The sequence below is a fragment of the Dysosmobacter sp. genome, assembly GCF_052306735.1.
Classification (GTDB): domain Bacteria; phylum Bacillota; class Clostridia; order Oscillospirales; family Oscillospiraceae; genus Oscillibacter.
Window position 1 is genome coordinate 1 of record NZ_DAWBAJ010000028.1, and the last position, 21,661, is coordinate 21,661.

Consider the following 21,661-nt stretch of genomic DNA (forward strand, 5'->3'; position numbering starts at 1 on the left):
AGTTCCCCATTATCCAGGGCGGCATGGCCAACATCGCCACCGGCGAATTTGCCGCTGCCTGCTCCAACGCTGGGGCCCTGGGCATGATCGCCACCGGCGGTTGGGACGGTGACCGCCTGCGCCGGGAGATCCGCCGGGCCAAGGAGCTCACCGACAAGCCCTTCGGTGTGAATTTGATGCTCATGAGCCCCTATGCCGACGACATTGCCCAGATCATCCTGGACGAGAGCGTGAAGGTGGTCACCACCGGCGCCGGCAATCCCGGCAAGTATATCCCCGCCTGGAAAGCGGCAGGCATCAAGGTGATGCCGGTGGTAGCGGCCTCCATCCTGGCCAAGCGCCTAGAGCGCCTGGGGGTGGACGCCATCATCGCCGAAGGAACCGAGTCCGGCGGCCACGTGGGTGAGATGACCACCATGGCCCTGGTGCCCCAGGTCATCGACGCCGTCAGCGTTCCCGTGGTGGCAGCCGGCGGCATTGCCGACGGCCGTCAGGCCGCAGCAGCCTTCGCCCTGGGCGCCTGCGGCATCCAGGTGGGCACGTGCCTCCTGGCAAGCGAGGAGTGCCCCATCCACGAAAACTACAAGCAGGCCATTCTCAAGGCCAAGGACTCCGACACCGTGGTCACCGGCCGCTCCATCGGCGGCCCTGTCCGGGTGCTGAAAAACAAGATGTCCCGGGAATATCTGGCTCTGGAGAAGCGGGGCGCCACTCTGGAAGAGCTGGAGAAGGTCACGCTGGGCGGACTGCGCCGGGCCGTGCTGGAAGGCGACATGGAGATGGGCAGCGTCATGAGCGGCCAGGTGGCCGGCATGCTCCATGAGATCCGTCCCGTCCGGGAGATCTTCGAGTCTCTGTACAGCGGCGGAAAATCCGTCCTGGAGGCAGCTGCAAAGGAATGGCAGTGACGATTCGGGGAAGGACGCTGTCCCTTCCCATTTTGCAGGGCGGCATGGGCGTGGGCATCAGCCTGGAGCGCCTGGCGGGCGCCGTGGCCGCCTGCGGCGGAATGGGCACCATCTCCACCGCCGTGGGCGGGTTCAACGAGCCGGACTTCGCCGCCGATCCCCAGGGCGCCAATCTGCGGGCCCTGGAAAAGCAGGTGCACCGGGCCAAGGAACTGGCCCGCGGTGCGGGCATGGTGGCCGTCAACGCCATGGTGGCCACCACCCAGTATGCCCAGAGTGTCCGCACCGCCCTGCGGGCGGGGGTGGACGCCGTGGTGTGCGGCGCGGGACTTCCCAAGGACCTGCCCGCCATCGCCGCGGAGGTTCCGGAGAGCGACGCCGCCCTGGCTCCCATCGTCAGCAGCGGCCGGGCCGCCGCCCTCATCTGCCGGCTCTGGGACAAACACCACCACCGGATCCCGGATTTCGTGGTGCTGGAGGGTCCCCTGGCCGGGGGGCATCTGGGCTTCTCCCCCGAGGAGGCCAAAGAGGCCCAGGCGGGGCGGCCTAAAACTTTGAGCAGCCTGCTCCATGAGGTGCTGGAGGCCCTGGCCCCCTACCGGGACAAGGCCGGGCGGGATATCCCCGTGTTTGTGGCAGGCGGCGTGAAGGACGGGGCGGAAATGGCCCGCTATATGAAAGAGGGTGCTGCCGGGGCGCAGTTCGCCACCCGGTTCATCGCCACCGAGGAGTGCGACGCCTCCGCCGCCTATAAGCAGGCGCTTATCGACGCCAAATCGGAGGACATCACCATCGTCCAAAGCCCGGTGGGCATGCCGGGCCGGGCACTGCGCTCTCCCCTGATAGAGCGTGTGGAAGCGGGCACGCAGCCTCCCGTGGACCGGTGCATCAACTGCCTGGTGCCCTGCACCCCGTCCAAGGCTCCCTACTGCATCTCCCGGGCGCTGATCGCCGCCGCCCGGGGCGACTGGGAGAACGGCCTCTTTTTCTGCGGGGCCAATGCCGGGGAGGTCAAATGCCTTTCCACCGTCCGGGAACAGATGGGCGAAATCATGAACGAATGGAGGGCCGCGCAATGAAACTCGGCTTCTTATACGCCGGACAGGGCAGCCAGCACCCGGGTATGGGTGCGGACCTGTACGACGCCTACCCCGCCTTCCGCGCTGTACTGGACAGCGCGGAGGTGGACTTCGACCTCAAGGAGGTCTGCTTCACCGATTCCCAAGGTCTCATCAACCAGACCCGCTACACCCAGCCCTGCATGGTGGCCTTTGCCGCCGGTCTCACCGCCGTGCTGCGTCAGAAGGGCATCGTCCCGGCCGTGGCGGCGGGACTGTCCCTGGGCGAGTACTCCGCCCTCCATGCCGCCGGCGTTTTTGACGCCGCCACCGCTGTGAAGCTGGTGGCCTTCCGGGGCAAGGCTATGGAGGAGGCCGCCGCCGGGCGGGAGAGCGCCATGATGGCAGTGCTGAACCTGGACCGGGCTCCCCTGCAGGAGGCCTGCGACGCGGCATCCGACCTGGGATGCGTGGTCATCGCCAACTACAACTGCCCGGGTCAGCTGGTCATCGGCGGCGAGAAGGCCGCCGTGGAAAAGGCCGCTGCCCTGGCCAAGGAAAAGGGCGCCCGCCGGTGCCTGCCCCTGAAAGTCAGCGGTCCCTTCCACACGCCTCTGATGGCCCCTGCCGGGGACGCCCTGGCGGAGCATTTCAAGACCATCTCCTTCGGTGAGCCCCAGATTCCCGTGATCTTCAACTGCCTGGGGGATGTAAAGGATGATTCCATCACCATCCCGCAGCTGCTGGTGCGGCAGGTGCAAAGCAGCGTCTTTATGGAGGACTCTATCCGGAAGATGGCCGCCATGGGCGTGGACGCCATTGTGGAGATTGGGCCGGGCAAGGCCCTCAGCGGGTTTGTGAAAAAGACCGTGCCGGAGATCCCCGTCACTGCCGTGGAAACCGTGGCGGATGTGGAGGCACTCTCCGACACCCTCAACGCACTGGTAAAGGAGAAGGCATGATGAATTTTGCAGGAAAGACCGCCGTCGTCACCGGCGGCAGCCGCGGCCTGGGCCGGGCCGTATGCCTGGAGCTGGCCAAGGGCGGCGCCAATGTGGTGCTTTGCTATGCGGGGAATGAGGCCGCGGCCAAGGAAACCACCGCTGCCTGCGAGGCCCTGGGCGCCAAGGCCCTGGCCGTCCAGTGCAACGTGGCCAAGGCCGATGAGGTGAAGGCCCTGATGGACGCGGCGGTGAAGGAATTCGGCCGCATCGACATTCTGGTGAACAACGCCGGCATCACCCGGGACGGCCTTTTGATGATGATGAAGGAGGAGGACTTTGACGCGGTGATCGCCGCCAATCTCAAGGGCACCTTCCTTTGCATGAAGGCCGTCTCCCGCATCATGATGAAGCAGCGCTATGGCCGCATCGTGAATCTCAGCTCCGTGGTAGGCCTGCGGGGCAACGCCGGACAGGTGAACTACGCCGCCAGCAAGGCCGGCGTGGTGGGCATGACCAAGTCCCTGGCCAAGGAACTGGCCTCCCGGGGCGTCACCGTCAACGCCGTGGCTCCCGGCTTCATCGCCACCGATATGACCGCCGCCATGACCGATGCCGCCAAGGAAGCAACTCTTGCCTCCATCCCCCTGCAGCGGCTGGGAGCGCCGGAGGACGTGGCCCACGCGGTTGCCTTCCTGGCAAGCGACGAGGCCGCCTACATCACCGGACAGGTGCTGTGCGTGGACGGCGGCATGGCCATGTAAATTTGTGAGGGAGCAGGCTCCCCCGCAGCAGAAAATGACTTGTGTTTCCCGCTTCGCGCCAAAGCGGAGCGGCTTGAATTCAAATTCGGAGGTACCACTATGGATCGACGCAGAGTCGTCATCACCGGCCTGGGGGCTGTGACCCCCGTGGGCCTTACCGCAGCCGAGAGCTGGCAGGCCGTGCGCAGCGGCGTGTGCGGCATCGGCCCCATCACCCAGTTCGACGCCTCTTCCCAGAAGGTCTCTCTGGCGGCAGAGGTGAAGGGCTTCGACGCCGATGCCCTGCTGGGCAAGCAGGAGGCCAAGCGCATGGGCCGCTTTACCCAGTTTGCCATGGTCTCCGCCCGGGAGGCTCTTGCCGACAGCGGCCTCAACCCCGAGGCCGAAGATCTGGACCGCTGCGGCGTCATCGTCTCCAGCGGCATCGGCGGCCTCTCCATCACCGAGGCCGAGCACGACCGGGGCCTGGCCCGGGGCTGGGACCGGGTGTCCCCCTTCTATATCCCCACCGCCATCTGCAACATGGCCGCGGGACAGATCGCCATTGACACGGGCTTCCGGGGCATGTGCACCTGCCCGGTGACCGCCTGTGCCGGCGGCACCAATGCCGTGGGCGACGCCTTCCACTATATCCGGGACGGCTACGCCGACGTGATGCTCTGCGGCGGCACGGAAGCGGCGGTAACCCCCCTGGCCATCGGCGGCTTCACTTCCATGAAGGCCCTCAGCCAGGCCACGGACCCGAACCGTGCCTCCATCCCCTTTGACGCCGAGCGCAGCGGCTTCGTTCTGGGCGAAGGCGCCGCCATCCTGGTGCTGGAGGAGCTGCAGCACGCCCTGGACCGGGGCGCCCACATTTACGCGGAATTCGTGGGCTACGGCGCCACCTGCGACGCCTACCATATGACCGCCCCCCGGCCCGACGGCTCCGGCGGTGCCAAGGCCATGGCCATGGCCATCGCCGACGCCGGTATCACGCCGGATCAGGTGGACTATATCAACGCCCACGGCACCTCCACCCACTTGAACGACGCCGGGGAGACCGCCGCCGTGAAGATGGTCTTCGGCGACCATGCCCGCAAGCTTTCCATGAGCTCCACCAAGTCTATGACCGGTCACATGCTGGGCGCCGCCGGTGCCGTGGAGGCCATGTTCACCGCTCTCTCCCTGCGGGACGGCTACATGCCCGCCACCATCCACTACTCCGTCCCCGATCCGGAGTGCGATCTGGACGTGGTGCCCAATGAAGGACGGGAGGCCCAGCTTCGCTATGCCCTGTCCAACTCTCTGGGCTTCGGCGGCCACAACGGCAGCATTCTGCTGAAAAAGTGGGAGGCGTAAGTGATGGGAATGCAGTATAACTCCAACCAAATCGCCGAGATCCTGCCTCACCGCTACCCCTTCGCCCTGGTGGACCGTATCGTGGACGGCGAGCCGGGCCAGTGGGCCAAAGGCATCAAGTGCGTCAGCGTGGGAGAGCCCTACTTCTGCGGGCACTTCCCCCAGGAGCACGTGATGCCCGGGGTGCTGATCCTGGAGGCCATGGCCCAGGTGGGCGCCGTGGCGGTGCTGTCCCTGCCGGAGATGCGGGGCAAGACCGCCTACTTCGGCGGTGTGAAGAACGCCCGGTTCAAGAAGAAAGTCACCCCCGGGGACGTGCTGGAACTCCAGTGCACCCTGGTCAAGCGCCGGGGGCCTGTGGGCATTGGGGATGCCACGGCCACGGTCAATGGTGAGGTGGTCTGCTCGGCGGAGCTGACCTTCGCCATCGGCGGATAATGGTTGCCGTTTTCCCGACGGTTTGTTATAATATGTTGAAAACTGGGGAAAGCGAGCCGTATGCCATGTTGAAATACGCTTTTTTTAACGTGTATACCAAATTCAAGCTGCATTTTTACCAGGAGATTTTCCGCCGCTTCCAGGATCGGGAGGCCAGCCTCACCACGGTGGAGACCTTCTGCATGGAGACCATCCAGGCTCTGGGCAACCCTTCCGTCAACGAGTTTGCCTCCTTTATGCGCATCTCTCCCCCCAACGCCGCCTACAAGGTCAACAGCCTCATCAAAAAGGGCTATATCCGCAAGGTTCAGTCTCCAGAGGACCGGCGGGAGTACCATTTGGAGGTCACACAGAAGTATATCGACTATTACAACATCTCCTCTTCCTACATGGTGGAGGTCATGGACCGCATCGCCAAGCGCTTTTCTCCGGAGGACTGCGCCAAGCTGGAGGAGATGCTCAACATCGTCAGCCGGGAGCTGATGCCGGAGGTGGAGATCCCGGAGGCCCGGATGCCGGAGTGATCCTCCTCATCCAGCAAACAAAAAGAGGCAGGCACATGCCTGTCTCTTTTCTTATTTCAAAACAGTCCCTCCGGGATGGGGATATCCGCCGCGGGCACCTTGTCCCAGGCGAAATCCTCCAGCAGCGCCTCCGCCGTCCGGGGCCCGGCGCCGGGGTTAAAGCCTCCCAGATACGCCAGCTTTCCCAAAATCTCCGCCGCCGTATACCGGCCCTGGAGATCGTCCAGCCCCGCGTCTGCATTACGTTTGGAGAGGCGCCGTCCGTCGTGGGTCAGCAGCAGCGGCACATGGAAAAAGGCAGGGGCCGGCAAATCTAGCAGCCGGTAGAGGTACAGCTGCCGGGGCGTGGAGGAGAGCAGATCCTCTCCCCGTACCACCTCCGTCACGGCCATAGCGGCGTCATCCACCACCACTGCCAGCTGATAGGCGAACATCCCGTCAGACCGGCGCAGCAGGAAATCCCCGCACTCCTGCAGGAGATTCTCTCCATAGGGACCCATGTGACCGTCGGTAAAGGAGATCCTCTCATCGGGCACCCGCAGCCGCAGTGCCGGGGCCCGGCCCGTCTCCTTTGCCCGCCGGAGGGCCTCCTCCGCCGTCAGGCGGGCGCAGGTGCCGGGGTAGATCACCTGGCCGTCCTCCCGGTGGGGGGCCGACGCGGCGTGGAGTTCCGCCCGGGTGCAGAAGCAGGGGTACACCAGCCCCTGCTCCTCCAACCGGGCAAGGGCCGCCTGGTAAAGCGCTGTCCGGGCGCTTTGCTCATAGGGGCCGTGGAGCCCGCCCACGCCGGGGCCCTCGTCCCAGGCAAGTCCCAGCCACTGGAGGTCCCGCTCCATCTGCTCCGCGTACCGCCGGGGACACCGGGCGGTGTCCAGATCCTCAATGCGCAGCACCACCCGGCCTCCCTGCTGCCGAGCGCTGAGCCAGGCCAGGAGGCTGCAGAAGATATTCCCCAGATGGATCCGCCCGCTGGGAGACGGGGCAAAGCGGCCCACCACAGCCATGCCATCTCCTCCTAACAACAAATTGGAAAGAAAGGCCGGGAGCGAAGTTCTCCCGGCTCCTTTGTTCCGCTTACGCCCGGCGATCCTGGGTGATGAGACGCTTGAGGGCCTCCACCCCCACTGCCACGGCGGCGGAGGTATCCTCGCTCATCTCCTGATCCAGCCCGGCCTTTTCCCGCTCCTGGTTCCAGATCACATGGAAGCAGCTGCCGCAGCGTACACCCAGGGCTGCTGAGGCCACGAACAGCGCCGCAGACTCCATCTCGCTGGCCTTGACCCCCAGGCGCTTCCAGCTCTCCCACTTTTGCAGCAGCTCGTAGGACACCGGGCTCTTTTCCGGGCTGTGCTGGCCGTAGAAGGAATCCTTGTTCTGCACCACACCGGTGTGGACCCGCTTGCCCAGAGCCCGGGCGGCGTCCCGCAGGGCCAGGGCCACATCCAGGTCCGGTACAGCGGGAAACTCGATGGGGGCGTACTCCCAGGAGGTATGCTCATAGCGGATGGCCCCTGTGGCCACCACAATATCCCCGGAGTGCACATCCAGGTCGATGCCGCCGCAGGTACCCACCCGTACGAAGGTATCCGCCCCGATGTTATGGAGTTCCTCCAGGGCGATGACGGCGGAGGGGCCCCCGATGCCGGTGGAGCAGACGCTGACCTTCTCCCTCAGCAGCGTCCCGGTGTAGATGTTGAACTCCCGGTTCTGGGCCACATGGACAGGATTTTCAAAGTACGCGGCGATATCCGCGCAGCGGCCGGGATCCCCCGGCAGGATCACATAACGGCCCACATCCCCGGCCGTGCAGTGAATATGAAACTGTTTTTCCAGTGCCTGCATATCCGCTCCTCCTTCTCTGGGCTTCATGTCAAGTAGCCGCTGTCCGCCATGGAGACAAAGTCTCCGTCTGCCACGATGATATGATCCGCCAGCTCCACGCCGATGGTCTTCAGAGCATCCCTCACCTGCCGGGTGGCGGCATAGTCCTCCTGAGAGGGCAGTGCCACGCCGCTGGGGTGGTTGTGGGAGAGGATCACCGCGCTGGCGGAGGTCAGCAGAGCGTTGGACACCAGAGTCCGGATGTTGAGGTCCGCCCCGGCTGCGCTGCCCTCACTCAGGCGCTTGCAGGCCAGGAGCTTCCCCTTCCGATCCAGGCAAAGCTGGTAGATGACCTCCGTGGTCTCCCCGGCAAAGCGCTCCAATAAGTAGCTGCCCGCCCGCTCCGAGGAGTTGAGGACCGTCTCCCGCCCCACCTCCTCCAACCGGGCCTTCTTCCAGATCTCCGGCACCAGATGCAGCAAAATGGCGGCGCTCTCTCCGATGCCCTCCACCTGCATGAGATCTTCCACCGGCGCGGTGAGCGCTGCAGAGAGGGAGCCATAGCGCTCCATCAGCCGGTGCGCGATGGGATTGGTATCCTGCCGGGGGATGGCATAGTACAAAAGCAGCTCCAGCGCCTCATGCTCAGCAAAGGCATCCAGCCCGCTTCTGCGGTACCGCAGGCGCATTTTCTCCCGATGTCCGTCATGGATTCCCAATAGACGCGCCTCCTCCTGGTGTTTTCTCCGCCGGAGCACACCCCGGTTTCTGAGCTTGGATACGCCGTTACGGTGTCTGGCCCCGGGAGGCTTCCTCCTCCCGGCGGCGCCGGGCCTCCTCCTGCCGCTTGGTCATACGCCAGAGAGTGGTGCGGCTGATACCCAGCTCCTTGGCCAGATCCTTTTTCTTTTTATAGACCGGCAGAATCACCTGCTCCGCTTCCTCCCGGGAGTCGCCCGTACCCATGGAGGCCGCCTGCTTGGCGAAAATATGCAGCTGACGCAGAGCCTCGCCGTCCACCGGCTGGTCATTGCCCAGCACCACCAGCCGCTCGCAGACATTGCGCAGCTCCCGGACATTGCCGGGCCAGGAATACCCCTCCAGCAGATCCTTGGCCTCCGGCGTCAGCACCGGGGCACGCTTCCCCATCTCCGACGCCAGGGACTCCAGATGCCACTCCACCAGGGGCAGAATATCCTCCCGCCGCTCCCGCAGAGGCGGGATCTGGATCTCCAGGGTGTTGAGCCGATACAGAAGGTCGCTGCGGAACGTCCCCTGGGCCATGCGCTGCTGGATGTCGATATTGGTGGCGGCGATGACCCGCACATCCACAGGGATCACCGTGGTGCTGCCCACCCGGCGGATCTCCTTTTCCTGCAGGACCCGCAGCAGCTTTGCCTGGAGGGAGACCGGAATCTCGCCGATCTCATCCAGGAAGATCGTACCGTGATGAGCCTGTTCAAAAAGGCCCGTCCGCCCCTCTTTGGAGGCGCCGGAGAAGGCACCGGGCTCGTAGCCGAAGAGTTCGCTTTCCAGCAGGCTCTCCGGCAGCGTGGCGCAGTTCACCGCCACAAAGGGCTGCCCCGAACGATTGCTGGCGGAGTGGATGCTGTGGGCAAAGAGTTCCTTGCCGGTTCCCGTCTCCCCGGTGATGAGCACGTTGGAACTGGCCAGGCTGAACTTCTTGGCGATCTCGATCTTGCTGCGCATAATGTCGCTGACGGCAATGATGTTGTGAAACTGGTATTTGGCAGTGAGCCCCCGGCGTACCAGATTCCACCGGATCTGCCGCTCCTCCTGGAGGATCTTGGTGGCAGCGCTGGTGGTGATCAGCGTGCCGGTGGCGGCAGACTCCCCGGCAATGAGGCGGTAACGTACCAGATACCGCTGGCCGCCCAGCATCAGCAGCCGCTCATCCCCGTCCTTGCAGGGGGCAGCCTCGTTGCCGATGTAGGTGAGCTCCCCGTGAATGGTGTCTACCCGGCATTTCCGCCACTCCGGCTTGGCGTCCATCTGGTAGAGCTGCCGTGCCCGGCCATTGGCCTCCAGAATGCGGCCGGCTTCGTCCACCGCGATGACCGCATCCTCGCTGCCCTCCAGGATCATACGGATGATATTGGTCTTGGTACGCTCGGTATTGATGCTGTTGGCCGCTTTCACGGCCTCCTGCATCACCCGGCGCAGCGTCTCGGACCGGGTGCTGATATAGGTATAGGGAATCCCCCGCTCCCGGCAGATATTGCTGACGGTGCCGGCGCTGACCAGCGCCTCCATCCCGTCTGCCAAGGCGGTTTCCACAGCGGAAAAGGCGCTGGCCTCATCCACCACATCGTAAAGGCGGATACTGGCCCCGCACGCCGCTTCCAGGCCCGGCAGCACATCCTGCAGCCCCTCCCGGTTCAGGCACAGACCGATTTTGGAGGGATGGAAGCGGTCCCGGCAGTGCAAAAGCGCCTCCAGGATATCCGCTCCGTCAAAATCCAGGTGGGTGATATGCTTTCCGGGATACAGATCGCACAGCTTCCGATAGGTGATCCCCCGGGCGACGATCACATCATACCCCTCCAGCTGCCTCAGAACCTCCGGTGTTCCGAAGTGATGCACCACATCGATCCTGGCCTCGCTGGTCTCCAGCTCCCGGGCCATGGACTTCACCCACTGGAGATTGTCCGGCGAGGGCACGAACACGATGATCTGTACCATTTTCCCCTCTCCTTTCCAGCCGGCCGCCGCAATCAGTCAAATTATCTACTAATATACCACATTCCTGTCCACAGCTCAAGCGCCGGGAGAAAGCCCCTGTCAATTTCAGCCTTCTGCCGCAAAAAAACTGCACGGGCTCAAAGCGAACCCGCGCAGTTTCAGGAGGTATCGTGTCAAATCAGCTCAAACCGTTGGTGGCCATGTAATCAGCCTCGTACTCGCTGACATAGGCAGTGGCATCGGTGGAGTTCATGTACTGGCTGATGAGCTGGTTGGGCACCAGGTACTCATCGTTCCAGGCCTGGGTCTCGGAGACCTTCTGCAGAGCCTCAGTCCAGAAAGCCACGGCAGCGTCGCTCATGGCAGCAGGAGCCGCCACACCGCGCCACACGGGCACTTCCACGTTCTCATAGTCGCCGATCTCGGACAGGGTGGGAGCGTCGGCCAGGTTGCCGGTGAAGCGCTCGGTGGACAGGGCCAGAACAGGGGTCAGGTCCCCGGACTCCACATACTGGGAGGCGGAAGCAGGCTTGGAGATAACGAAGTCCAGGTTGCCGCCCAGAGCAGCGGTAATGGCGTCGCCGGTGGAGTCATAGGTGATGTAGCCCATCTGATCCTCGGTGAGGCCCAGCTCCTCCAGGAGGGCGTCATAGGTGGCGATGTCGTCGCCCTTGGAGCCGCCGATCACCACATAGGTGCCGTTCTTGGCAGCCTCCACAGCAGCGGCAAAGTCGGTCAGGTCGCCGCCGGCCTTGGCGTAGTCGGTCTTGCCGGTGGTGGAGCCGCAGGAGAAGAGCAGCTGCTTATCCACAGCCATGATGGCCAGGATGCGGAAGTTGGAGGAGCGGTTGGCGGTGTTGGTGACCATGGGCATCAGGTCGCCGGAGTTGAAGGTCAGCAGGTTGTAGTCGGCGTTGGTGGTCATGGTGGCGATCTTGTTGCGGCCCACCTCGCCGGCGCCGTCGGTCTCGTTGGAGATCACGATGGTCTGGCCGTTGACCATGTCCTCGTTGGACATGATGTCGGCGATCTTACGGGAGAAGATGTCGGAGCCGCCGCCGGCGGAAGAGGTGCAGGTCCAGGTCACGGTCTTGGTGGGGGTGAAGGTGCCGTCTTCGCTGACGTCACCGCTGCTGCCGCTGCCGCAGGCAGCCAGAGACAGAGTCATCACAAGAGACAGTGCCAGTGCAAACAGTTTTTTCATATTGGTTCTCCTTTTATCCAAAAAATATGATTGCTGAGATTCGGAATTACGGAAAGTATTTTCAGACGGAAGCAGTGTTCTTGCTCTTGGCCTTGCGCAGCATGCTCTTGACCACGGGGGTCAGCACCAGCAGCAGGAAGATGGCCAGCAGCACCAGCTTCAGGATGGAATCGGTGAACACCACCAGGCTGCCCTGAGAGGCAATGAAGGCCTTGCGCATGTTCTCCTCCAGCATGGGAGCCAGCACGAAGGCCAGCAGCATGGGAGCCGTGGGGAAGCCGTTCTTGTCCAGGATATAGCCCACGATGCCGGAGACGAACATCACGATGACGCCGTACATGGAAAGAGAGGTGGAGTACGCGCCCACAATGCACACGCAGGTAATAATGGGGATCATGTACTTGATGGGCACACTGAGGATCTTGATGAGGAACGGGATCACCAGCACCGCTACCGCCAGGGTGAACACGTTGGCAATATACAGGGAGGAGATCAGGCTCCAGCAGAACTCGGGGTTGGTCTCAAACAGCAGAGGACCGGGGTTCAGGCCCCACATCATGAGGCCGCCCAGCAGTACGGCGCCGGTACCGGAGCCGGGGATGCCCAGAGCCAGCAGCGGGGCGAAGGCACCGGCTGCGGCGGAGTTGTTGCCGGCCTCGGAAGCGGCAATGCCCTCGATGGCGCCGGTGCCCATGGGCTCCTCGCTCTTGAACTTTTTCTGCATGGCATAGCCAACCATGGAACCGGTGGTGGCACCGGAGCCCGGCAGCACGCCCACGAAGGTGCCCAGCAGAGAGGAACGCAGCACGGGAGGCAGAATGCGCTTGAAATCATGAGCCGTCAGCATGGAGCCGCGGATGGACAGCTTCACGGCGTGATACGTACCATTTGCCCGTTTCTCCTCGTCGGCCTCCCGCTCGTTGATGAGCTTGATGACCTGGGCAAAGCCCACGGCGCCGATGATGAAGGGGGTGAAGGTGATGCCGCCCATCAGGTGGATGCTGCCGAAGTTATACCGGGGCACACCGGTGAGGGTGTCCATGCCGATGGAGGCCACCAGGATGCCCAGCATGGTGATGACCACGCCCTTGGTGGGATTCTCGCCGATGAGCCAGCTGATGGAGGTCATGGCGATCAGCAGCACCAGGGTCATCTCCGCATAGCCGAAGTTGAGGCCCAGCTTGGCAAGGCCGGAGGCGGTGATGGTCAGGATCAGAATACCGATGGTGCCGCCGATGAAGGAGGCGGTGTTGGCCGCCATCAGAGCCTGGCCGGGACGGCCCTTCTTGGCCATGGGATAGCCGTCCAGAGCGGTGGTGATGGCCGGGGAGTCGCCGGGGATGTTCAGCAGAATGGCGCTGAAGGCACCGCCGTACATGTTGGAGTAATACAGGGCGCCCAGCATGATGATGGCGGTGGTGGGCTCGAACTTATAGGTCAGGGGCAGCAGCAGGGCAACGCCTGCCAGGGAGCCCAGGCCGGGCATGGCACCCACGATGAGGCCCAGGATGGCGCCCAGCATACAAGCGCCGATGTTCTGGGGGTCAAAGACCACCTGGAAGCCCTGAAGCAAAGAAGCAAAGTTTGCTAACATTTCTCTCAAACCTCCTTACATCAGATAGGCAAACAGGCCCATGGGGAACTGTACCTGCATCCAGAAGACAAACACACCCAGGATCAGGGCCGCCATAAACACTTCAATGATAATGATAGCTTTCCAGCTGGCCTTCTCGATGACCTTCAGCCACAGGAACAGGTACAGCAGGCAGCTGAGGATCAGTCCAATGACATAGCAGCCGATAATGATACCGCCGCCGCCCAGAATGACCATCAGCTCGTTCTTGTTGTACACAGGAGCGGGCTCTTTGCCTCGCAGCACCTGCACCAGGCACAGCAGGCTGGTGGCCAGCAGCACCACGGCGATGATGATGGGGAAGAACGCCGCCGTGGGCTGGCCCTCCCAGAAGCCGAAGTCCTTGAGGCCCACACCGATAAAGATCAGGGAAATAATGGCGGTGGCAATGGGGATCAAGGCACGGGAATTGAATCTTGCTTTCTCCACGTTTTACCCTCCTAAAACCTTATTTTTGCCAAAAAGGCTTACGCCTTGGCGCGCTTGGCCAGGGCCATCCGGGAGACGGCCTTCACCGCACGCTCAAAGGAATCGGTGGTGGCAGTGCCCTTGCCCACCTTGTCGAACGCCGTACCGTGGGCGCAGGTGGCAATGGGATAGGGCTGGCCGCCCGCCACCGTGATGCACCGCTGGAAGCCTACCAGCTTCAGCGCGATCTGTCCCTGGTCGTGATACATGGTCACCACCACGTCGAAGTCGCCCGCCAGGGCGCTGATGAACAGCGTATCCGCGGAGTAGGGGCCCGTCACGTTCCACCCCGTCTCCTTCACCACTTTCTCAATGGTGGGCTGGATCACATCCACTTCCTCACGTCCGCACAGGCCGAACTCGCCGCAGTGGGGGTTCAGCGCCGCCACCGCGATCCGCGGCTTGTGCCCGAAGCTCTCACCGGTGATCTCCGCCAGCTCAATGGCCTCCCGCAGGTTCTGCTCCGTGATGTTGGCGCTTACCTCGCTGATGGGGATATGGCTGGTGGTCCGCACCGTCATCAGGTCGTCCATCATGTTGACCTCGCAGAAGGGCGTGGTCAGGTTGAACGCGTGGGCCAGGTATGTATGCTCGCTCTCGTCGTGAAGGCCCGCCATCTTCATGGCGCCCTTGTGGAAGGGCCCGAATACGAAGCCCTCGATCTTCCCGGCCTTGCACAGGTCAATGGCCGTGTCCAGCTGCAGAAGGTCGCTGGCGCCGCAGTACTCATTGGCCTCTCCGTAGACCACCTTCTCGGGATCCTGATCCTTCAGGTCCAGCACCGGGTAGCCCCGGGTCCAGTCGCACTCACTCAGATCGCTGATGACGTAGTGGGGCACATCTCCCCCGATCACCTTCAGCCCGTGCTCGAACATCCGCACGTCGCCGATGATCACCGGACGGAAGTAATCCGCGTAGAAGTTCTTCACAGCCAGCTTGGCCACCAGCTCCGGGCCTACACCGGCAGAGTTGCCCAGCAGCACGCCAACAACAGGCAGTTCGCTCATGTATTGCTCCTCCATTTCTTTTCCCGTTCTGTTTCCCTCCCACGGTCATTTCCCGCGGGCTTTGTTTGCCTGCCTATTATAGCAATTTCTGTGCCAAAAAAAGCCCGCTCAGAGGATTTCCTATAGGCAGAATAAAAATTTGTGCAAAGCATCTGGAAGTTGCGGGCTCCTTTTTGCGGTTTTACACAGGCGCCTTTCCGTAAATTTTGTGAAAACTTTTTCGGTTTGGAAGGAACTTTTCTGATTCAAAGAAACAAAGATGTTTCTTTGAAGAAACATCTGAAACGTTTTGTTTTAATTTTTGTTTCGTTTCCGACAAAAATGCGAGCAGGTTCGTTAAGGTTCCGTTTATCTTGATAAAATTTTTGTATATGAGACAGGGCGGGTTGACAGGCAGAAAAATTTGGCATACTATAATTTTGGTAAACGCAAAAGATAGATCATATGGTCCGGTAGGTAAGGCTACCACAGGGATACGGATTGCTGCCGCGAAGTGATGGAAACATCACCAGCTGGTTTGAGCAGGCGATATCGAACACGAAGGTATCATCTAACGCAATTTCATTGCCTTGTGAAGCTAAAGCTTGAAACGGGAGCGAAAAGCCGCCGGTTTTTCGCCGTGAAAAGGGTGCTCCAGTCGTACCGTGGCGGACGATTGGGGTATTTTTTTATCCAGGCCAGAATGTCGGGAAGGAGGACGCGCATATGTTTGAGCTGGAAAACGAGCCGGAAGAGCTGCTGAAAAAAATAGAGGACCTGATCCAGCGAAAACAGTATACCCAGCTGCGTGACCTACTGCTGCCCATGGAAGCCCAAGATATCTCCCGGCTGTGCGAGGACATGGACGAAAAGACCCTTCCGCTGGTATTCCGGCTGCTGCCCAAGGAGCAGGCGGCGGAGGTATTCGTGGAGCTGGACTCCGACCAGCAGGAAATGCTGATTCAGGGCTTTTCCAACACGGAACTCAAGGAAGTGCTGGACGAGCTGTATCTGGACGATACCGTGGATATCGTGGAGGAGATGCCTGCCAACGTGGTCAAGCGCATCCTGCGCCACTCCGATCCGGAGATGCGCAAGAGCATCAACGAGATCCTCAAATACCCGGAGGACTGCGCCGGCAGCATCATGACCACGGAGTTCGTGGATCTGAAAGCCACCCTCACTGTGGCCGACGCCCTCAAGCGTATCCGGCGCACGGGCCCTGACAAGGAGACCATCAACATCTGTTATGTCACCGACGCCGCCCGGCACCTGCTGGGCTATCTCTCCATCCGCACCATTTTGCTGGCGGAGGAGGACGACGTCATCGGCGATATCATGGATACCAACGTCATCTCCGCCAACACTCTGGACGACCAGGAGGACGTGGCCCAGACCCTCAGCAAATACGACTTTCTGGCACTGCCGGTGGTGGACACGGAGAACCGCCTGGTGGGCATCGTCACCGTAGACGACGCCATGGACGTTTTGCAGGAAGAGGTCACAGAGGATATCGAGAAGATGGCAGCCATGCTGCCCTCCGACAAGCCGTATCTGAAAACCGGTGTGTTTGAGACCTGGAAGGCCCGCACTCCCTGGCTTTTGATGTTGATGCTCTCAGCCACCTTCACCGGGATGATCCTCACCCATTTTGAAAGCGCCCTGGCTGCCTGTGCCATTCTCACCTCCTATATCCCCATGCTCTCCGGTACCGGCGGCAACAGCGGCACCCAGGCCTCCACCGCCGTGATCCGCGCACTGTCCCTGGGAGAAGTTCGGTTCGCGGATCTGCTGCGGGTCATGTGGAAGGAGTGCCGGGTGGCGGTGATGTGCGGTGCCTGCCTGGCGGCGGCCAACTTTGTTAAAATGATGATCGTGGATCGCTGGCTGCTGCGCAATCCCTCCGTGACGCCCCAGGTGGCCCTGGTGGTATGCGCCACCCTGGCAGGAACCGTGGCCTGCGCCAAGCTGGTGGGCTCCTCCCTGCCTATCCTGGCGGAAAAGCTCCACTTTGACCCGGCGGTGATGGCCTCTCCCTTTATCACCACCATCGTGGACGCACTGTCCCTGCTCATCTACTTCCGGTTTGCCACGTTGATTCTGGGGATCTGAATGACTCCAGCAGGCAGCGGCGTACACGCCGCTGTCTGTTTTTTTGCATAGTTTTCCGGCAGTGGTGCAAACTATCTGCGGCGAAAGCCAGATTACGTTTGATCCAGGAGGCTGTTTTTATGAACAACAACTGCACCACTCCCAACACCAGCATCAAATGCACCGTGGAGAATTGTGCCCATCACTGCCAGGGCTCCCAGTACTGCGGCCTGGACGCCATCCAGGTAGGCACCCACGAGGCCAATCCCACCAAGGTGGAGTGCACCGACTGCGAGAGCTTCCGCATGCGCTGACCTGACGGCTCCGGGCCCTCTTTCCCGGAGCCATACATACTGGGGGGATGCCTTTGAATCAGCATTGGATGACGGCTGCCGCCGGAGCGGCGGCGGGCCTGGTCAACGGGTGTTTCGGCGGCGGCGGCGGAATGGTGCTGCTGCCCATTCTGGATCGGACTGCCGGCCTCTCCCAGCGCAGGCTGTATGCCACCTGCGTGGGGATCATTTTCCCTGTGTGCCTGGTGTCGGCCTGCGTCTATCTCGTTCAGGGGGGTGTCTCCCTGGCGGCGGCTGCCCCCTACCTGGTGGGCGGCTTGGCGGGGGGCTGGCTGGGCGGACGGCTCTACGGCAAGGTGCCCACCCGGTATCTGCGCTGGCTGTTTGCAGGATTTCTCCTCTACGCCGGGGTGCGCTACCTGCTGTGACAGACTGGCTCATTCCTCTCCTGTGCGGTCTGGGGGCCGGCATCCTCTCCGCCTGGGGCGTGGGCGGAGGGACGCTGCTGCTGCTGGTGATGACCCTGGTGCTGGACGTGGATCAGCGAACCGCCCAAGGCATCAATCTGCTGTTCTTCCTGCCCACCGCCGCCTCCGCCCTCTGGTGCCACGCCCGTAACGGCTGTCTGGACAAGCCCGTCCTGCGCCATACCATCCCTCCCGCCCTGGCGGCGGCGCTGCTGGGTGCCTGGCTCTCCGGGGCCGTGGATCCCGGAGAGCTGCGGCGTCCCTTCGGCGTGTACCTGCTGTTCTCCGCCGCCATGCTGCTCTATCCCAAAAAGAATAAAAAGTGACCTGATTTTCCATCAGGTCACTTTCTCTTTTTACGGCTGCACAGAAAAGTCGCTCTGGGTGCTCTCCGAGGCGGCGGCCTGGGTGCTCTCGCTGAGCTCCAAAGTCACATCCAGCAGCTCTCCGTCCCGCCAGATGGTCAGGGGCATTTCGTCCCCCACCCGGTACTGCCGCCGGGCCCGGAGCAGATCCTGACTGGAGGTCACTTCCACCCGGCCGCAGGAGACCACATAGTCTCCGGGCCGGATCCCCGCCAGGGCCGCGGCGGAGCCGGGAGTCACCTCCTGCACCTCGATGCCCCAGAGGTCCTCCTCCAGCTGTGTGCCCAGAGACAGCACCGTCACGCCCAGCACCGGCTCCGGCCGGGCCTCTCCATAGGCCAGAAGATCGTTGACCAGGGAGCGGATGGTGGCGGAGGGAATGGCAAAGCCCAGTCCCTCCACATTGGAATAGGAGGATGTCATTTTAATAGTGTTGATGCCCACCACCTGCCCGTAGGCGTTGATGAGGGGGCCGCCGGAATTTCCGGTGTTCAGGGCGGCGTTGGTCTGGATCAGGTTCATGGTCCGCCCGTCCACCCACACGTCCCGGTTGATGGCGGAGACAATGCCGTCGGTGAGGGTACCACGCAGCTCATAGCCCAGGGGATTGCCGATGGCGTACACCGGGTCTCCCACCGCCAGATCCTCAGAGTCCCCGAACTGCGCCGCAGGCAGCCCTGTAAGATCCGCTCTGAGCACCGCAAGATCGTTTTCCGCGTCTCCCGCCACATAAAAGGCCTCGTAGCTGTGGCCGGTGGAAAGGGCCACCGTGCAGTCGATGCCTCCCTCCAGCACATGGTAGTTGGTGAGGATATAACCGTCCTCGGTGAAAATGACGCCGGTACCCACAGAGGCACCGTTCTCCCCCAGCTGGGCAATGACCGTCACTACCGAGGGATTCACTCGTGCATAGATCTCCTGGGCGGTCAGGGTGGGGCCATGCCCCTCTGCCACCTCCAGCGTGACATCCGGGTCTGCCGCCGCCGTGGGAATGGTGATCTCCTGGGTCTCCCCCTGCTCCTGGTCTTCCAAGTCGTAGTGATAATCAAAATCATCCCAGGGGGCATAAGACGGCTGGCGCATCAAAAACGCCCCGGCGGTGAGCCCGCCCACCAGGGCAAAGCACACCAGAAAGATCCACAATCCGGTCCGGCGGCGGTGGCGGCGGCGCCGCCGGGGACGCTTTTCCCCGTTCTCTTCCATACAGCGCCGTGGCATGGGGCGGCGATAGCTCTCCACCACCTCCCGGGGGCACTGGCGGTACTCCTCCACCACCTCTGCCGGGATCATATCCTCCCGGCGGGATCTTTGAAACTGCTCCATGCGTCCCTCATTCCATACGCAGCGAGAAGGAGAATGTGGTCACCCCGTTCTCGCTGGTCACGTAGATTTTTTCCTTATGCTGCTCCAAAATGGTCTTGACGATGTAAAGGCCCAGGCCCACGCCGTCCTTATCCTCACTGCGGGATTTGTCGCTTTTGTGGAACCGCTCAAACAGCAGCGGCAGCTCCTCCGGGGAGATGGTCTCGCCCACGTTGCGCACCGTTACCCGGGCCTTGCCGTCTATGGCGGCCACACCCAGATACAGCGTGGAGCCGTGGGTTGCGAACTTGGCGGCGTTTTCCAGCAGGTTGTAGATCACCTGGGTGATCATATCGTTGTCTCCCAGCACCAAAATGGGCTCCTCTGGGATGTCGGCGTCCACATCCAGATGCCGGTCGTTGATCTTCTTCTCCATGGAGATCAGCACCCGGCGCATGCTCTCACAGATGTCGAAATGGCTGCCGTTGCGCAAGGGATCCATGGCCTGGAGCTGGCTGACGTCCAGCATCCGCCGCACCAGGCGGCTCAGGCGGCGGCTCTCGTCGGAGATGATCTGCAGGTACTGCCGCTCACTCTCCGGGGGGATCGTGCCGTCCAGAATGCCGTCGGTATAGCCGGCGATGGTGGTCATGGGCGTCTTGAGCTCGTGGGAGATGTTGGCAATGAACTCCCGGCGCTGGCGCTCCGTCTGCTGGAGGCTGTCGGCCATGTTGTTGAAGGAGGCGGCCAGCTCACTGATCTCATCGTCCCGTCCGTAGTCTTTCATGCGGATGTCGAAGTCTCCCTCGGCATACCGCCGGGTGGCCTGGGCCATATCCCGGATGGGCTGGATCTGGCGCATGGTGGTAACGGAGGAGGCCATGAAGGAGATCATCAGCACCACCAAACCCGTCATAAAGAACAATCCCACAAAGCCCTGCCACATGGCATCCAGGGATGTGGTGGAGGAAACGGCGTACACCACCCCCACCGGCTGAGCCTCCGAGGTGCTCAGGGCGGTAACGCCCACCACGAACCGCTTGTTCTCATACAGACCGTCCAGGTCGTCCCGGCGGGAGCAGGAGCCCTTTTCCAGGATCTCCCTGGTCATGTCCTCCGGCATGGTGACCACCTTCCCTGCCAGACTCTCGTCTGTGGAGAGCAGCACATGCCCCTGGGTGTCACAGATCATAAAATCCACGTCCGACACCGAGGCGCCGAAGGAGGCCAGCTTCTGGAAGTCCGAAGCGTTCTGCAAACTGTCCGCATCCAGGAAACGTCCGCTCTCCAGATAGCTGACGGACAGCTGGCCCATCACCCGGGCCTTGGCTTCGATCTCGTCGCTCTCCCGGTTCCAGGCGTAGTTGTAGCTCAGGGAAAAGAAGGAGGCACCCAGCAGCAGCAGCGTCAGCGACACCATGCCCACTGTCACCATCAGCTGCCGCCAGTACAGTCCTTCAAATCGTTTGCGCAGTTTTTTCCTCATAAATCCGCATCTCCATGGCCGGTATACCGAAACTCCCGGCTCCAACAAAACGCATAACTTCCGGCATGACCGCCAGTCATGCCGGAAGCCACGGCTCTCTCGCTGTGTCAGCTCTTGGGTGCGTCCTTCCCGCCCAGCAGCTCGAACTTGTATCCCACGCCCCAGACGGTCTTCAGCGCCCACTGGTCGCTGACGTTTTCCACTTTCTCACGCAGGCGCTTGATGTGCACATCCACCGTGCGGCTGTCGCCGAAGTAGTCGAAGCCCCACACCTCGTCCAGCAGCTGGTTGCGGGTATAGACCCGGTTAGGCGTGGAGGCCAGATGATAGAGAAGCTCCAGCTCCTTGGGCGGCGTATCCACCTTTTTCCCGTCCACGATCAGCTCATAGGAATCCAAATTGATGATGAGCTTATCGAACACCAGCTTTTTGGACGTGTCGTTGGGGATCTCCGTCCGGCGCAGTACCGCGTTGATCCGGGCGATGAGCTCCTTCATCTCAAAGGGCTTGACGATGTAGTCATCCGCTCCCATTTCCAGGCCCTGGATGCGGTCAAAAACTTCGCTCTTGGCCGTCAGCATGATGATGGGAACCTTGGAGGTCTCCCGGATCTTGGCACAGACCGCCCAGCCGTCCATCACCGGCAGCATGATATCCAGCAAAATCAGATCCGGCTCCTGCTTCTGGAACTCCTCGATGGCCTTTCCGCCGTCTCCGGCGATGCGGACATCAAATCCCTCTTTTACCAGATACATGTGGATGAGCTCGGAGATATTGCGGTCATCCTCCACCACCAGGATATTGCGCCCCATGGTGATCCCTCCATTCTATACGCTTCATTGATTGTATTATACCCGTATCATGGCCG

Annotated in this window: 22 protein-coding genes and 1 riboswitch; of the genes, 11 read left to right on the forward strand and 11 right to left on the reverse strand. The window is 62.0% G+C overall.

The annotated features are described in order from the left end of the window. The 7 genes from ACT67G_RS08070 to ACT67G_RS08100 form a co-directional block, all read left to right on the forward strand. The coding region (locus ACT67G_RS08070) for a DUF561 domain-containing protein (RefSeq protein ID WP_443663916.1) at positions 1-908 on the forward strand (908 nt) is incomplete at its 5' end. Next, the gene (locus tag ACT67G_RS08075; protein WP_443663917.1) at positions 899-1,987 is read left to right on the forward strand and encodes an NAD(P)H-dependent flavin oxidoreductase; all 1,089 of its coding nucleotides are present in this window, start codon (positions 899-901) and stop codon (positions 1,985-1,987) included. The genes ACT67G_RS08070 and ACT67G_RS08075, both read left to right, overlap by 10 nt. After that, positions 1,984-2,928, forward strand: coding sequence for an ACP S-malonyltransferase (fabD, locus tag ACT67G_RS08080; RefSeq protein ID WP_443663918.1), 945 nt, complete (start codon positions 1,984-1,986; stop codon positions 2,926-2,928). The genes ACT67G_RS08075 and fabD overlap by 4 nt, the downstream gene beginning before the upstream one ends. Then, entirely contained in the window at positions 2,928-3,671 is a 744-nt protein-coding gene (fabG, locus tag ACT67G_RS08085) for a 3-oxoacyl-[acyl-carrier-protein] reductase (RefSeq protein ID WP_443663919.1), read from the forward strand. Before fabD ends, fabG begins: the two co-directional genes overlap by 1 nt. A gap of 99 nt (positions 3,672-3,770) precedes the next feature. Next, the gene (gene fabF, locus ACT67G_RS08090) at positions 3,771-5,012 is read left to right on the forward strand and encodes a beta-ketoacyl-ACP synthase II (RefSeq protein WP_443663920.1); all 1,242 of its coding nucleotides are present in this window, start codon (positions 3,771-3,773) and stop codon (positions 5,010-5,012) included. A 9-nt stretch (positions 5,013-5,021) separates the two neighbouring features. After that, positions 5,022-5,450 (forward strand): 3-hydroxyacyl-ACP dehydratase FabZ, encoded by a 429-nt coding sequence (fabZ, locus tag ACT67G_RS08095; protein WP_443663935.1) that lies wholly within the window; start codon positions 5,022-5,024, stop codon positions 5,448-5,450. Positions 5,451-5,515: 65 nt separating this feature from the next. Continuing rightward, on the forward strand, positions 5,516-5,974 hold the full coding sequence (locus tag ACT67G_RS08100; RefSeq protein ID WP_325244252.1) for a MarR family winged helix-turn-helix transcriptional regulator: 459 nt from the start codon (positions 5,516-5,518) through the stop codon (positions 5,972-5,974). A 56-nt stretch (positions 5,975-6,030) separates the two neighbouring features. Here ACT67G_RS08100 and gluQRS read toward each other — a convergent pair whose 3' ends face one another. The 8 genes from gluQRS to ACT67G_RS08140 form a co-directional block, all read right to left on the reverse strand. Then, positions 6,031-6,978 carry a tRNA glutamyl-Q(34) synthetase GluQRS gene (gluQRS, locus tag ACT67G_RS08105; RefSeq protein ID WP_443663921.1) on the reverse strand — a complete coding sequence of 316 codons (948 nt, stop codon included), beginning with the start codon at positions 6,976-6,978 and terminating at the stop codon, positions 6,031-6,033. A 70-nt stretch (positions 6,979-7,048) separates the two neighbouring features. Next, positions 7,049-7,816, reverse strand: coding sequence for a uridine phosphorylase (gene udp, locus ACT67G_RS08110; RefSeq protein WP_443663922.1), 768 nt, complete (start codon positions 7,814-7,816; stop codon positions 7,049-7,051). 23 nt (positions 7,817-7,839) lie between these two features. Then, positions 7,840-8,514, reverse strand: a complete 675-nt coding sequence (locus ACT67G_RS08115; protein WP_325244257.1) for a JAB domain-containing protein — start codon at positions 8,512-8,514, stop codon at positions 7,840-7,842. Positions 8,515-8,581: 67 nt separating this feature from the next. Next, a complete protein-coding gene (locus ACT67G_RS08120; RefSeq protein WP_443663923.1) occupies positions 8,582-10,498 on the reverse strand; it encodes a sigma 54-interacting transcriptional regulator in 1,917 nt (638 codons plus the stop codon). A gap of 178 nt (positions 10,499-10,676) precedes the next feature. Further along, the gene (locus ACT67G_RS08125; RefSeq protein ID WP_326216695.1) at positions 10,677-11,702 is read right to left on the reverse strand and encodes a tripartite tricarboxylate transporter substrate-binding protein; all 1,026 of its coding nucleotides are present in this window, start codon (positions 11,700-11,702) and stop codon (positions 10,677-10,679) included. 61 nt (positions 11,703-11,763) lie between these two features. Continuing rightward, positions 11,764-13,296 carry a tripartite tricarboxylate transporter permease gene (locus tag ACT67G_RS08130; protein WP_443663924.1) on the reverse strand — a complete coding sequence of 511 codons (1,533 nt, stop codon included), beginning with the start codon at positions 13,294-13,296 and terminating at the stop codon, positions 11,764-11,766. Between the two features lie 15 nt (positions 13,297-13,311). Then, positions 13,312-13,764, reverse strand: coding sequence for a tripartite tricarboxylate transporter TctB family protein (locus ACT67G_RS08135; RefSeq protein WP_443663925.1), 453 nt, complete (start codon positions 13,762-13,764; stop codon positions 13,312-13,314). A gap of 38 nt (positions 13,765-13,802) precedes the next feature. After that, positions 13,803-14,810, reverse strand: coding sequence for a PdxA family dehydrogenase (locus tag ACT67G_RS08140; protein WP_443663926.1), 1,008 nt, complete (start codon positions 14,808-14,810; stop codon positions 13,803-13,805). Positions 14,811-15,251: 441 nt separating this feature from the next. Then, positions 15,252-15,412, forward strand: a riboswitch (M-box (ykoK) riboswitch). 103 nt (positions 15,413-15,515) lie between these two features. On the opposite strand from ACT67G_RS08140, the gene mgtE reads away from it, so the two are divergent. From mgtE to ACT67G_RS08160, 4 genes are all read left to right on the forward strand, one after another. Next, the gene (mgtE, locus tag ACT67G_RS08145) at positions 15,516-16,901 is read left to right on the forward strand and encodes a magnesium transporter (RefSeq protein WP_325244702.1); all 1,386 of its coding nucleotides are present in this window, start codon (positions 15,516-15,518) and stop codon (positions 16,899-16,901) included. A 119-nt stretch (positions 16,902-17,020) separates the two neighbouring features. Then, positions 17,021-17,194 (forward strand): DUF1540 domain-containing protein, encoded by a 174-nt coding sequence (locus tag ACT67G_RS08150; RefSeq protein WP_325244700.1) that lies wholly within the window; start codon positions 17,021-17,023, stop codon positions 17,192-17,194. A 47-nt stretch (positions 17,195-17,241) separates the two neighbouring features. Continuing rightward, a complete protein-coding gene (locus tag ACT67G_RS08155; RefSeq protein WP_443663927.1) occupies positions 17,242-17,601 on the forward strand; it encodes a TSUP family transporter in 360 nt (119 codons plus the stop codon). Further along, positions 17,598-17,966 (forward strand): sulfite exporter TauE/SafE family protein, encoded by a 369-nt coding sequence (locus ACT67G_RS08160; protein WP_325244696.1) that lies wholly within the window; start codon positions 17,598-17,600, stop codon positions 17,964-17,966. The genes ACT67G_RS08155 and ACT67G_RS08160 overlap by 4 nt, the downstream gene beginning before the upstream one ends. Positions 17,967-17,996: 30 nt before the next feature. Here ACT67G_RS08160 and ACT67G_RS08165 read toward each other — a convergent pair whose 3' ends face one another. The 3 genes from ACT67G_RS08165 to ACT67G_RS08175 all read right to left on the reverse strand — a co-directional run bounded on the left by ACT67G_RS08165 (position 17,997) and on the right by ACT67G_RS08175 (position 21,605). Beyond that, positions 17,997-19,328 (reverse strand): S1C family serine protease, encoded by a 1,332-nt coding sequence (locus ACT67G_RS08165; protein ID WP_443663928.1) that lies wholly within the window; start codon positions 19,326-19,328, stop codon positions 17,997-17,999. A 7-nt stretch (positions 19,329-19,335) separates the two neighbouring features. Beyond that, positions 19,336-20,793 (reverse strand): sensor histidine kinase, encoded by a 1,458-nt coding sequence (locus tag ACT67G_RS08170; RefSeq protein ID WP_443663929.1) that lies wholly within the window; start codon positions 20,791-20,793, stop codon positions 19,336-19,338. Positions 20,794-20,900: 107 nt separating this feature from the next. Then, positions 20,901-21,605, reverse strand: a complete 705-nt coding sequence (locus tag ACT67G_RS08175; RefSeq protein WP_325244211.1) for a response regulator transcription factor — start codon at positions 21,603-21,605, stop codon at positions 20,901-20,903. Positions 21,606-21,661: the final 56 nt, after the last annotated feature.